This is a genomic window from Candidatus Magnetaquiglobus chichijimensis (genome assembly GCF_045865675.1).
In the GTDB taxonomy this organism is placed as follows: Bacteria; Pseudomonadota; Magnetococcia; order Magnetococcales; family Magnetaquicoccaceae; genus Magnetaquiglobus; species Magnetaquiglobus chichijimensis.
The window spans coordinates 576,840-589,511 of sequence record NZ_BAAFGK010000005.1; the positions used below are offsets into that span (position 1 = coordinate 576,840).

Sequence of the window (12,672 nt, forward strand, 5' to 3'; positions counted from 1 at the left end):
GGCTATCCCTCAATGCGCCTCCGCGCCGTGACCCAGCACCCGGATCACCTCCTGGACGGTGGTATGACCGAGTTTCACCTTGCTGACCGCGTTCTGGAAGATGGTGCGGTGCCCGGCCTGCAATGCGAGCTTTTCCAGGGTATCCACATCCACATCCCGACCGATCATGCCGGCCAGGTCGCGGTTGGTGCGCAGGATTTCGTAGATCAGGGTTCGGCCCATGTAACCGCTTTGATGGCAATCCGCGCAGCCGCGTCCGCGCCAGAGGGTTTCGAGGGTGGGATCCCCCAGGTAGGCCCGTTCCGATTCGTCCGGGGTGTAGCTTTCGCGGCAGCCGGGACAGATCTTGCGCACCAGGCGCTGGCTGACCACCCCGCGCAGGGAGTCGGCGAGCATGAAGTTGGGGATGCCCAGGGAGCGCAGACGGGGGATGGCGCCCAGGGCGGTGTTGGTGTGCAGGGTCGAGAGCACCAGGTGACCGGTTTCGGAGGCGGAGACCGCGGTCTGGGCGGTTTCGGTGTCGCGGATTTCGCCCACCAGGATCACGTCCGGGTCGTGGCGCAGGAAGTGGCGCACCGCGCTGGCAAAGGTGTAGCCGGCCTTGAGGTTGATCTGGGTCTGACGGATCAGGGGGATGCGGTATTCGATCGGGTTTTCGACCGTGAGGATGTTTTTTTCGGTGAGGTTGAGCTGGCGTACGGCGGCATAGAGGGTGGTGGTCTTGCCCGAGCCGGTGGGACCGGTGAGGAGCACGATGCCGAAGGGTTCGTTGAAGATCTGGTTCAGCATCTCCAGATCCTCGTCGAAGATGCCGAGCTGGCGCATGCTCATGAAATCCCCCTTGGCCGGGAGCAGGCGCAGCACCAGGTTTTCGCCGTAGGGGCAGACGGTCGAGGAGACGCGGAAGTCGTATGGGGTGTTGAGGATCGATTCGGAGAAACTGCCGTCCTGGGGCAGGCGCTGTTCGGCGATGTCCATGCCGGCCTTCATTTTCAGGGTGGCGACCAGCCGCTTGAAGGTCGGAGGCAGGGCGAACTGGGCGCGCATCACCCCATCGACGCGGAAGGCGATCGAAATCGACCGGTCCATGGGGCGGATGTGGATGTCCGAGGCGCGCGACTTGACCGCCAGTTGCATGAGATGCAAGACGAAGGTGTCCAGGGAGCGCACCCCGTCCCGATCCGTGGCGAGCTGCTGGATCTCCTTTTGGATCAGGGTTTCGACCGGGTTTTCCAGAAAGTGGTAGTAATACTGCACCGCGTTGATGATCTTGCTCTTTTCGCCCTGGCGGATGCGCGGTTTGAGTCCGGTGGAGCGGGTGATGAACTTTTCGAGTCCCTCCACATCATCCGACCAGGTTGCGACGATCACCTCGCCGGCGTCGGTGTGGTAGGGGAGGAACTTGTGGGTGAGACAGGCCTGCATGTTGAACAGCCGCAGACTTTCGGGGGAGGGACGTTTCTGGTCGATGTCCACGTATTTGCGGCCATCCTGATCGGCGATGGCCATGGCGATGTCGTATTGGGAGATGAATCCCAACCGTTCGAGGATCTCGCCGACCCGCTCCCGCGTCACCTTCTGGTCCTGCAAGGCCAGATCGATGTGGTCGGCGTTGATCAGACCACGCTCCTTGAGGAGTTCACCGATCTGTTTGGTGACCTTTTCCGTTTCGGACATCGTTCCCACCTCACCCCATGGCGTCATCCCCGGGCCGCGTCGCGACCACCGTTGATCAAGAGCATAACCAATCGCGACCCCTTTTTAAACCCTCCGCCGCAAAATCACTCGATGCATCGGGATTCGGCATGGTATATGGTGTTTCGTGGGGTCCGGCGATCCCGATTCCAGTCCAGACGGTTCGTGGCCGCATGCATCTTCTCTATTATGTCACCTTGTCGCTGCTGGTCCTGATCACCCTGCCGATCTGGATCTGGCGCTATTTCACCACCCCCAAGTATCGCGGCACCCTCCTGCGTCGGCTGGGGTGGATTCCGGTGGCCGAACGGGCCCCCGATCGGGGGCGTCCGCGCATCTGGCTGCACGCGGTCTCGGTGGGCGAAGCCATGGCCGCCCGCGCGTTGGCCAGCCGCATCACCGCGGCCTTTCCGGACCACGACCTGGTGATCACCACCGTCACCCGCACCGGTCAACAGGTGGTGCGCGACAAGATCCCCGAGGCGTGCGCCCACCACTTCCTCACCCTGGATCTGCCGGTCTGCGTCCAACCGCTCGTCGATGCGATCCAACCCGCGGTGCTCATCATCATGGAGACCGAACTCTGGCCCGGTCTCTTTCGTGTTCTGGCCCGACGCGGCATCCCGATCTGCGTGGTCAACGGGCGCATCTCACCGCGCTCCTTCAAGCGCTACCACGCCATCCGCCGGCTCACCCGCCGGCTGCTGGCCGATGGTCGCCTCTATCTCATGCAATCCCCAGCCGACGCCGAACGCCTCATCGCCATGGGCGCTCCACGAGAACGGGTCCAGGTCACCGGCAACCTCAAGTACGATCAGGCGATGAACCCCCCGGATGCCGCGCTGCTGCGTCGCCTGGAGGCGCGTCTGCCCGCGCCGGTCGCGCCGGTCTGGATCGCGGCCAGCACCCATCCGGGCGAGGAGGAGCTGCTTCTGCCCATCCATCGCGCCCTGCTCGCCCATCCGTTGGCGCCACGCCTGATCCTGGTGCCGCGTCATCCGGAACGGTGCGCGGAGATCCTGGAACGCATCGGCAAACAGGGGTTGATCTGTCAACGCTTCTCCCAGCTTCAGGGCGACTGGAACACGCCGTTGCTGCTCGTCGATGAGATCGGCTGGCTGGCCGGGCTCTACCGTCTGGCCAGGGTGGTCTACATCGGCGGCTCCCTGGTGCCGCGCGGGGGTCAGAACATGCTCGAGCCCGCCTCCTGGGGGGTGCCGGTGCTGTTCGGGCCGCATGTCTTCAACTTTCGCGACATCGCCGCGCAACTGATCCAGGCCGGTGGCGCCATCCAGGTGGCATCGCCCGCCGATCTGCACACCCGGTTGAACGCCTTGTTGGAGAGTCCGGAAACCTGTCGGACGATGGGCGAGGCGGCCCGCGCCGTCATTCCCGCCAACGCCGGCGCCCTGGAACGCACCCTGGACGCCCTCGGACCGCTGGTGCGGAACCTCTGAGCCATGCAGACCCTGCTCCCCTGGTTGCGCGGCGAGCTGGTTCCGGATTCCAGGATGGGGCGCGGGTTGCTGCGTGTGCTGGGTGGATTGGGAGCCATCCTCGCCCGTTACCAGAGATGGCGCGTGGGGCGTTACCGGCGCGGTGCGAAGCGGGGCTATCGCGCCCCCTGTCCGGTGATCAGCGTGGGCAATCTCACCGTGGGGGGCACCGGCAAGACGCCGATGGTGATCCGGCTCGCCCGCTGGATTCAGGCCTCCGGGGGGCGGGTGGCGGTGGTGAGTCGCGGGTATCGGCAAAAGTCCCGCGCCAAGGTTACCGTGGTCTCCGATCACGAGCGGGTGCGGCTCGCCCCGCCCGAGGCCGCCGACGAGGCGGCGTTGCTGGCGCGCACTCTGCCGGGGGTGGCGGTGTTGACCGGTTCGGACCGGGCCGCCCTGATCCGTCATGCCACGCAGCGTTTGGGGAGCGACTGGATCCTGATGGACGACGGGTTTCACCGGCTGGACGTGGTGCGGGATCTGGATCTGGTGTTGCTGGATGCCCGTCGGCCCTTTGGCAATGGTTTTTTGTTGCCGGGTGGGATCTTGCGTGAGTCTCCCGAGGCCTTGGAGCGTTGCGACGGGGTGATTCTCACCCGGGCCGAGGATGCGGAGGTTGCGCGGGGGGCGCGGGAGATGTTGCGAGAGCGTTTTTTCAAGGGGCGGATTCTTGCCGCCACCCATCGACCGACCGGTTGGATCGACGCGCGGCAACCGGGTGCGGTGGCGCCGTTGGCGGGGTTGACGGGTTCGGTTCTGGCCTTTTGCGGCTTGGCCGCGCCCGAGGGATTCCGTCGGACCTTGGAGAGGTTGGGGGTGCGGGTGGCGGGGTTTCATCCGTTTCCCGATCATCACGCGTTCACCTTGGGCGAGGTGAGGGGGTTGGTCGATCAGGCGCGGCGGTTGGGTGCCGGTGTGTTGGTCTGCACGGAGAAGGATCTGGTCAAGTTGGATCGGGTGGTGGGGATGGTGGAGTTGCCGGTTCTGGCGTTGCGGGTGGAGATGGCGATGCTGGAGAATGGCGAAGCGTGGCTGGAGGCGTGGCTGGGAAAACTGGCGGGGTCCAGGGGCCAGGGGCCCCTGGTGGGGTTCGGGGCGAAGCTCTGAGGTTGTGATTTTTTCTTTGTGACGTTGATTTTCGTGCGCTTTTCACAGCACAAGGCATGGAAGTCGCGGCCTCCGAACCTCCGTCGGGGAGCTTCGGTCCCCGGTCCCCCGCAACAGCGGGGGCGCTCACTCCACCGTCACGCTCTTGGCCAGATTGCGCGGCTGATCCACATCCGTACCCTTCAACACCGCGATGTGATAGGCCAACAACTGCAACGGCACCACATACAGTATCGGCGCCGCGAACATCCCACACGCCGGCATGGCGATCACATGATCCGCCGCGAAGGGGAGCTTCTCCTCCCCATGTCCGCCTGAAGTGATCACCACCAACCGACCACCCCGCGCCCGCGCCTCTTCCAGATTGCTCACCACCTTGTCGAACAACGGATCACGCGGGGCCACGGCCACCACCGGCAACTGCTCGTCGATCAACGCGATCGGACCATGCTTCATTTCGCCGGCGGCATACCCTTCGGCATGGATGTAGGAGATCTCCTTGAGCTTCAAGGCCCCCTCCAACGCGATCGGAAAACAGGTGCCGCGCCCCATGAACAAAAACCCGCGCGCGTTCATGAACCTTCCGGCGATGCGCTGCAACACGCCGTCCTGCAACAACACCTGCTCCAGACGGGCCGGCACGCGCATCAGTTCCTCCACGCTGGCCCGCTCCACCTCGCGGGTCAGACGGCCATGGGCTCGCGCCAGAGCCAGCGACAGACAGGCCAAGACCATCAACTGGGTGGTGAACGCCTTGGTCGAGGCCACGCCGATCTCCGGTCCGGCCTGGGTGTGCAACACCCCGTCTGCCTCACGGGCAATGGTCGATTCCGGCACGTTGACGATCCCCAGCACCTTCTGCCCCTGCGCGCGACAAAAACGCAGCGCGGCCAGGGTGTCGGCGGTCTCGCCACTCTGGGAGATCACCACGGTCAAGGCATCCGGCAGCGACGGGGGTTCGCGATAACGGAACTCCGAGGCGATGTTCACGCTTACCGGCAGGCGGGCGAGTTGTTCGATCCAGTAGCTGCCCACCATGCCGGCGTGATAGGAGGTGCCGCAGGCGATGATGTTGACCGCCTTCACCTGGGAGAAATCCACCTCTCCCTGAAGGTCGTGCAGATCCACGCTCAGATCCGAGGCGCGGATCAGACCTTTCAGGGTCTCGCCGAGCGCGGTGGGCTGTTCGTGGATCTCTTTCTGCATGAAGTGCCGATAGGGCCACTTGTCGGTCAGATCCGCGCTCACCTGGGAGATCTTGACCGCCCTTTCCACGGCGTGACCGCGCAGATCGGTGATGCGAACGTTGGTGCGGGTCAAAACCGCCAGGTCGTCGTCGTTCAGATAGACCATGCGCCGGGTGTAGGGCACCAGCGGGGTGGCGTCGGAGGCGATGAAATTCTCCCCCTCGCCGATGCCGAGAATCAGTGGACTGCCGCGTCGCACCGCGATCAGCAGATCCGCGCCCTGGATCAGGATGCCGAGGGCATACGCCCCTTGCAGAAGTCGGATCGCGGCACGAACCGCCTCGGCGGGCTCCGCGCCGCGATCCAGTTCCCGATCGATCAGGTAGGGAATCACCTCGGTATCCGTGTCCGAGGCAAAGGTCACCCCCTGCCCGGTCAACTCGCGGCGCAACTCCTGGTAGTTCTCGATGATGCCGTTATGCACCACCGCGCAGCGGCGTGACTGATGGGGATGGGCGTTTTTTTCCGTCGGAGGACCGTGGGTGGCCCAGCGGGTATGGCCGATGCCGACCAGTCCGGTGCACGGGCTTTCGGCCAGGCGGTTCTCCAGGTTGACCAGCTTGCCTTTGGAACGGGTGATCCCGATGGATCCATCGCGGGTGATGACCGCGATGCCGGCGGAGTCGTAGCCGCGGTATTCGAGCCGTTTGAGACCCTCGACCAGGATGGGGGTGGCGTTGCGTTCGCCGATGACGCCGATGATGCCGCACATGATGGTGACTCTCCCTTCAAGTCTCCACTGTCGCAGGGGTCCGGGGACCGAAGGTCCCCGGCGGAGGTTCGGAGGCAGAGCCTCCGAGGTGTTGTTTTTGAACTTGACTTTGATCTTCTGACTTTGGCGCGCTCTACAAAAAGGCGTTTTTTCGCGCCTTTTGCGAAAAAACGCCTGCGCGCTGCCTTGCAAGCACCCATCGTTTGCGCCTTTGGCAAACGATGGGTGCTTGCCTTGCCCCAAACAGGCCGCCGAAGGCGCGGCTATCTGCCGCGTGCAATTCGCCCCCTCCATTGCCCTGACGGGCAACGGAGGGGGCACATGAGACCGCGCGCTGGCGCGATTTTTCGCAAGAAACGCGAGAAATCGCTTATCGTGAAAAGCGCGCGAAAGGAAAAAGTCATAAAGAACACAAATCAAAACCTCAGGGCTTCGCCCCGAACCCCACCAGGGGCCAGTGGCCCCTGGACCCCGCCAGTTGCAGACCTTGCCTGGACCCCGCCAGTTGCAGCCCTGTCACGACCGATGCTTGCCGCGCCGCTCCGACCAACCCATCACATGGGTCTGATGGGCTCTTGAAATGGCCAGCGAATCCGGCGGCACATCCTTGGTCACCGTGGTGCCGGCGCCGATCGTGGCGCGCGCGCCAATCTGCACCGGGGCCACGAACTGCACGTCCGAACCCACGAACACCTGATCGCCGATCACCGTCCGATGCTTGTGGAGCCCATCGTAATTGCACGTAATGGTGCCTGCGCCGATATTCACCCCACTGCCAATCTGCGCATCGCCCACATAACTCAAATGGTTGACCTTGGATCCCGCGCCAATCGATGATTTCTTGATTTCACAGAAATTTCCCACCTTCACCTTGGGCGCCAAACGCGCGCCAGGTCGCAGCCGGGCATGGGGTCCGATGACACACTCGGATTCGATCTCCGCACCTTCCAGATGGCTGAATGGCAAAATCACACTGTCTGCCGCAACCATGCTCTCCGCGATGTGACAGAACGGACCGATCCGACACCGCTCGCCAATCCAACTGCCCGGTCCCAGCACCACGTTCGGTTCGATCACCGTGTCGATGCCGATCTCGACATCCGCCGCCACCCAACACGAATCCGGATCCACGAACGAAACCCCGCGCGCCATCCATTCCGCGACGCGCCGATCGCGAAACGCCCGTTCCAACTCGGCAAGCTGCGTCCGATCGTTCACCCCGGACAAGGCCACGGGATCGTTCAGACACCAGGCCGCCGCACCCCCTTCCGCCACGGCCATGGGCAGAATATCGGGCAGATAATACTCCTTCTGGGCATTCTCGTTGCCAATGCGCGCGATCCAACCTGGCAAATGTTCAAGGGACACACAATAGAACCCGGTGTTGACCTCACGAATGGCACGCTCCGCCTCGCTGGCATCCTTCTCCTCGACCACCCGCGCCAAACCGCCCTCCGCATCACGCACCACCCGTCCATAGCCGTGCGGATTGTCGAGTTCCGTGGCGAGCAGGGTCGCCGCCTGCCCGTTCTCTCGATGAGAGGCGAGCAGACCAGCAAGAATGTCGGTCGTGATCAACGGATGATCGCCGTTGAGGATCAACAGATCACCCGAACACCCCCGCAAGACCGGCAGCGCGCACCGCACCGCATGCCCGGTGCCAAGCCGCTCCTCCTGCCGAACCCAATGGATGTCCGGGGCGGACATCTCCCGCTCCACCTGCTCGGCGCCAAATCCGGTCACCACCACCAACCGCTCCGGCTCCAGACCACGCACCGCGCGCAGGATGTGCCACAACAAGGGACGCCCGGCCAGGGCATGCATCACCTTGGGAAGATTGGACCGCATCCGGCTTCCCTGACCCGCGGCCAACACCAGCACCGAACAACGCTTCATGAGGCAACCGTTCCCTTCCGTCAGACTCCCCGCCTGTCGGCATTCGGACAATCGCGGAGAGCATGCACGACAACGGGGTCCAAAGGCATCTTTCAGCCTTGACCCCGCTGTCCGAAAACATCACTGTGTCAGGGCGAAGCGATCAACCCTGCTCTTTCTTGAGCAACTCCTGACAAACTTTAACAAAATCCATGCGCGCCTTCCAATAGGCGATCAATGTGGTCTCCTGATCCCCCTCGGCCTGCGCCAGCTTGGTCTCGGCCTCGTGCTTTTCGTCGGCCACCAGTTGCTTGGTGATCTGCTCGCGGGGCAGGGCGCGTTCGGTCAGAATCGTCACCTTGTCCGGCCTCACCTCGGCAAAGCCGCCGGCGATCACATACTGCCTGGCATCCTCGTCTCCGGCTCCCGCGGAGAGAACCCCCGCCTTGAGAAGCGTGACGAACGGGGTGTGACCGGACATCACCCCGAAATAGCCATCGACACCGGGTGCCGTGACCAGCATGAACTCCTCGGAGAGCAGCAACGCCTCCGGTGTGACGAGTTCGGTTTGAATGACAATGCCCATGGACGCTCTCCCGCGCTACTTGGCCAAACGACGAGCCTTCTCGATGGCGCTGTCGATGTCCCCCACCATGTAGAAGGCCGCCTCCGGCAGGCTGTCATGCTTGCCCTCGACGATCTCCTTGAAGCCGCGGATCGTCTCCTTCAAGGGGACATAAACCCCCTTCTGACCGGTGAACGCCTCGGCCACATGGAAGGATTGGGACAGGAAACGCTGAATCTTGCGCGCCCGGAACACGGTCAGCTTGTCATCTTCGGAAAGTTCGTCCATGCCGAGGATGGCGATGATGTCCTGAAGCGATTTGTAGGTCTGGAGAATGCGCTGCACCTCGCGGGCGACCTGATAGTGCTCCAGGCCCACCACCTGCGGATCGAGCATGCGCGAGGTGGAGTCCAGGGGATCCACCGCCGGATAGATGCCGATCTCCGCGATCTGACGCGACAACACCGTGGTGGCGTCCAGATGGGAGAAGGCGGTGGCCGGGGCCGGGTCGGTCAGGTCGTCGGCGGGCACGTAGATGGCCTGCACCGAGGTGATCGATCCGCTGGTGGTCGAGGTGATGCGCTCTTGCAGGGCGCCCATGTCCGTGGCCAGGGTGGGTTGATAGCCCACGGCGGAGGGGATGCGGCCCAACAGCGCCGACACTTCGGAACCGGCCTGGGTGAAACGGAAGATGTTGTCGATGAACAGGAGCACGTCCTGCTTGGCCACGTCGCGGAAGTACTCGGCGACCGTCAGACCGGTCAGGGCGACGCGGGCGCGGGCTCCCGGCGGCTCGTTCATCTGGCCGTAGACCAGCGCGGCCTTGGAGTTCTTGTAGTCGTGCGGATCGATGACCTTGGAGGCGATCATTTCATGGTAGAGGTCGTTCCCCTCGCGGGTACGCTCGCCCACGCCGGCGAAGACCGAATAACCGCCGTGCCCCATGGCCACGTTGTTGATCAACTCCATGATCAACACCGTCTTGCCCACGCCCGCGCCACCGAACAGACCGATCTTGCCACCCTTGGCATACGGGGCCAGAAGATCCACGACCTTGATGCCGGTCTCCAGGATCTCCGCCTCGGTGGACTGATCCGCGAAGGGCGGAGCCGAACGGTGCATGGAGAACTTCTGCTCGGTCTTGATCGGGCCGAGCATGTCCTGCGGATCGCCCACCACGTTCATGATGCGGCCCAACGTCTGGTCGCCGACCGGGATCTGGATCGAGGCGCCGGTGTCGATCACCTCCTGACCGCGCACCAGACCATCGGTGGAGTGCATCGAGATGGTACGAACCTGTTTTTCACCCAGATGTTGGGAAACTTCCAGCACCAGACGGTCGTTCTCGCCGCGGTTGATGTGCAGCGCATTGAGAATGGCCGGCAGTTCGCCGTCAAAGCGCACATCCACCACAGGTCCAACCACCTGAATCACCCGTCCAACATTTTTGCTCATTGATCGCTCCGTCTTGCGCATGAATGGATCGCCATACCCGCGCCATCCGTCGGCGCGGGGGAGATTACCAGATCATCATCCCTTCAAAGATTCAGACCCGCCGATGATTTCCATCAGCTCGGTGGTGATGGCGGCCTGGCGCGTTCTGTTATAGGTAATGTTCAGCTTTTTCAACATCTGACCCGCGTTGCGGACCGCGTTGTCCATGGCGGTCATGCGGGCGGCATGCTCGGCGGCATTGGACTCCGTGAGCGCCTGGAACACCTGTACCGCGATGTTGCGCGGCAGAAGCGCCGCCAACACGCTCTCTTCGTCCGGTTCGAAGATCGGGCTGGCCTTTTTCTCGTCATCGACGATGGCCTCGACCGGCGCCGGAATCAGCTGCCGCCAGGTCAGCTCCTGGGTCATGGCCGATTTGAAGGCGTTGTAGACCAGATGGCACTCGTCGAAGAACCCGGCGTCGAAATCGATCAACAGCTTGTTGGCGATGATCCGTTCGGCATGCTCGAAATTCAGATGCCGGGTCATGCCCACATGCACATCGCGGGTGATGGCGCCGTACTGCCTTTTGAGCACATCGTGACCCTTGCGGCCCACGAAGGTGACGGTGACCGAATGCCCCTCTTTCGTCAACTGCGCGATGTGAGAACGCACCGAGCGGATGATGCTCGAGTTGAAGCTGCCACACAGGCCGCGATCCGCGGTGTAGACCACCAGATGGATCTTTCTGGCCCCCTCGGGTGGCCGGGCAAGCAGGGGCAGGGCGTTGTCCGAGGAGGTCAGGGCGGCCAGACGCTGGATCATGCCCCGGATGCGTACGCTGTAGGGCCGCGTCGCCAGGGCCTTCTCCTGGGAACGACGCAGCTTTGCCGCCGAGACCATCTTCATGGCCTTGGTGATCTGCCGGGTGTTGTTGACCGAACGAATCCGGTTGCGGAGACTCTTGAGATTGGCCATGCGCCGGTCCCTTCGTTAGTGTCAGGCCTGCGACCGTTCCATGAACCCGGCGATGAAGCGGGTCAGGACCGAGGTCAGGTTCTCCTCCATCTCCTTGGTCAGCTTCTCTTCCTTGGTGATCGTCTCCAGGATGAGTTTTTGCTGGGTGTTCATGTGCTCGACGATGCCGCGCTCCACTGCGGGAACCTGCTTCACCGGCACATCGTCCAGGAGACCACGGGTTCCGGCGAACAGCACCACCGCCTGCTCGGCCATGGACATCGGCTGGTATTGGGGCTGCTTCAGCAGCTCCATCAGACGCTCGCCGCGATGGATGAGTCTTTGGGTGGAGGCGTCGAGATCCGAACCGAACTGGGCAAAGGCCGCCATTTCGCGGAACTGGGCCAGATCGAGACGCAGCGAACCGGCCACCTGCTTGGTCGCCTTGACCTGGGCCGAACCACCCACGCGGGAGACCGACAGACCCACCGAGATGGCGGGACGCATGCCGGAGTAGAAGAGTTCGGATTCCAGGAAGATCTGCCCGTCGGTGATCGAGATCACGTTGGTCGGGATGTAGGCCGACACGTCGCCGCCCTGGGTCTCGATGATCGGCAACGCGGTGAGCGAGCCGCCGCCATTGGCGTCGTTGTACTTGCAGGCGCGCTCCAGCAGACGCGAATGGAGATAGAAGACGTCGCCCGGATAGGCTTCGCGTCCCGGAGGACGACGCAGGATCAGGGACATCTGACGATAGGCCACCGCCTGCTTGGAGAGGTCATCGTAGACGATCAGGGCGTGCATGCCGTTGTCGCGGAAGTACTCGCCCATGGCGCAGCCGGAGTAGGGGGCCAGGAACTGCATGGGCGCCGGATCCGAGGCCGTGGCCGCAACCACGGTGGTGTAGGCCATGGCGCCGTGCTTCTCCAGGGTTTTGACCACCTTGGCCACGGTGGAACGCTTCTGTCCGACGGCGACATAGACACAATAGACCGGTTTGTCGGTTTGATGGGTGCGCGCCTGGTTGATGATGGCGTCGATGGCCACGGCGGTCTTGCCGGTCTGGCGGTCGCCGATGATCAGTTCGCGCTGGCCGCGTCCGATCGGCACCAGGGCATCGAGGGCCTTCAAGCCGGTGTAGAGCGGTTCGTGAACCGATTTGCGGGGAATGATGCCCGGCGCCACCACCTCGACCAGGGAGCGGTGCGGGGTGTCGATGGCGCCCTTGCCGTCGATCGGCGCGCCGAGGGCATCGACCACGCGACCGAGCAGCGCCTTGCCCACCGGCACATCGACGATGCGCTGGGTGCGCTTGACCGTGCTCCCTTCCTTGATGTTGCGGTCATCGCCGAAGATCACGACGCCCACGTTGTCCTCTTCCAGGTTCAGGGCCATGCCCTGGGTGCCATCCTGGAACAGGACCATCTCGCTGGCCATCACCTTGTCGAGACCATGCACGCGGGCGATGCCGTCGCCGACGGCGATGACTTGACCCACCTCGGAGATTTCGGCTTCGATGCCGTAGTTGGCGATCTGTTTTTTCAGAATTTCGCTGATTTCGGCGACGCTGATTTGCATCGGCTG

General features: G+C 63.4%; 9 protein-coding genes. 2 read left to right on the forward strand and 7 right to left on the reverse strand.

The window, feature by feature from the left end; translation table 11 throughout:
• Positions 1 to 9: 9 nt before the first annotated feature.
• The gene (locus ACOY6C_RS16265; RefSeq protein WP_420906570.1) at positions 10 to 1,677 is read right to left on the reverse strand and encodes a GspE/PulE family protein; all 1,668 of its coding nucleotides are present in this window, start codon (positions 1,675 to 1,677) and stop codon (positions 10 to 12) included.
• A 191-nt stretch (positions 1,678 to 1,868) separates the two neighbouring features.
• On the opposite strand from ACOY6C_RS16265, the gene ACOY6C_RS16270 reads away from it, so the two are divergent.
• On the forward strand, positions 1,869 to 3,152 hold the full coding sequence (locus ACOY6C_RS16270; protein WP_420906571.1) for a 3-deoxy-D-manno-octulosonic acid transferase: 1,284 nt from the start codon (positions 1,869 to 1,871) through the stop codon (positions 3,150 to 3,152).
• Between the two features lie 3 nt (positions 3,153 to 3,155).
• Complete coding sequence (gene lpxK / locus ACOY6C_RS16275) at positions 3,156 to 4,298, forward strand: tetraacyldisaccharide 4'-kinase (protein ID WP_420906572.1); 1,143 nt, start codon at positions 3,156 to 3,158, stop codon at positions 4,296 to 4,298.
• Positions 4,299 to 4,424: 126 nt separating this feature from the next.
• Here the strand turns inward: lpxK and glmS are convergent, their stop codons facing one another.
• The 6 genes from glmS to atpA all read right to left on the reverse strand — a co-directional run bounded on the left by glmS (position 4,425) and on the right by atpA (position 12,666).
• Positions 4,425 to 6,257: a glutamine--fructose-6-phosphate transaminase (isomerizing) gene (gene glmS / locus ACOY6C_RS16280; RefSeq protein ID WP_420906573.1), complete on the reverse strand. Its 1,833-nt coding sequence runs from the start codon at positions 6,255 to 6,257 to the stop codon at positions 4,425 to 4,427.
• Positions 6,258 to 6,773: 516 nt separating this feature from the next.
• Positions 6,774 to 8,153: a bifunctional UDP-N-acetylglucosamine diphosphorylase/glucosamine-1-phosphate N-acetyltransferase GlmU gene (gene glmU, locus ACOY6C_RS16285; RefSeq protein ID WP_420906574.1), complete on the reverse strand. Its 1,380-nt coding sequence runs from the start codon at positions 8,151 to 8,153 to the stop codon at positions 6,774 to 6,776.
• Between the two features lie 142 nt (positions 8,154 to 8,295).
• Positions 8,296 to 8,718 carry an ATP synthase F1 subunit epsilon gene (gene atpC, locus ACOY6C_RS16290; protein WP_420906575.1) on the reverse strand — a complete coding sequence of 141 codons (423 nt, stop codon included), beginning with the start codon at positions 8,716 to 8,718 and terminating at the stop codon, positions 8,296 to 8,298.
• Positions 8,719 to 8,733: 15 nt separating this feature from the next.
• Positions 8,734 to 10,152: a F0F1 ATP synthase subunit beta gene (atpD, locus tag ACOY6C_RS16295; protein WP_420906576.1), complete on the reverse strand. Its 1,419-nt coding sequence runs from the start codon at positions 10,150 to 10,152 to the stop codon at positions 8,734 to 8,736.
• Between the two features lie 75 nt (positions 10,153 to 10,227).
• Complete coding sequence (locus tag ACOY6C_RS16300) at positions 10,228 to 11,109, reverse strand: F0F1 ATP synthase subunit gamma (protein ID WP_420906577.1); 882 nt, start codon at positions 11,107 to 11,109, stop codon at positions 10,228 to 10,230.
• 21 nt (positions 11,110 to 11,130) lie between these two features.
• Entirely contained in the window at positions 11,131 to 12,666 is a 1,536-nt protein-coding gene (gene atpA, locus ACOY6C_RS16305) for a F0F1 ATP synthase subunit alpha (protein WP_420906578.1), read from the reverse strand.
• Between the last annotated feature and the right edge of the window lie 6 nt (positions 12,667 to 12,672).

Bases quoted from the DNA above. Each gene is read 5' to 3' on its own strand.
- ACOY6C_RS16265 (WP_420906570.1), bottom strand. From the start codon at position 1,677: ATGTCCGAAACGGAAAAGGTCACCAAACAGATCGGTGAACTCCTCAAG.
- glmU (WP_420906574.1), bottom strand. From the start codon at position 8,153: ATGAAGCGTTGTTCGGTGCTGGTGTTGGCCGCGGGTCAGGGAAGCCGG.
- atpC (WP_420906575.1), bottom strand. From the start codon at position 8,718: ATGGGCATTGTCATTCAAACCGAACTCGTCACACCGGAGGCGTTGCTG.
- glmS (WP_420906573.1), bottom strand. From the start codon at position 6,257: ATGTGCGGCATCATCGGCGTCATCGGCGAACGCAACGCCACCCCCATC.
- ACOY6C_RS16300 (WP_420906577.1), bottom strand. From the start codon at position 11,109: ATGGCCAATCTCAAGAGTCTCCGCAACCGGATTCGTTCGGTCAACAAC.
- ACOY6C_RS16270 (WP_420906571.1), top strand. From the start codon at position 1,869: ATGCATCTTCTCTATTATGTCACCTTGTCGCTGCTGGTCCTGATCACC.
- atpA (WP_420906578.1), bottom strand. From the start codon at position 12,666: ATGCAAATCAGCGTCGCCGAAATCAGCGAAATTCTGAAAAAACAGATC.
- lpxK (WP_420906572.1), top strand. From the start codon at position 3,156: ATGCAGACCCTGCTCCCCTGGTTGCGCGGCGAGCTGGTTCCGGATTCC.
- atpD (WP_420906576.1), bottom strand. From the start codon at position 10,152: ATGAGCAAAAATGTTGGACGGGTGATTCAGGTGGTTGGACCTGTGGTG.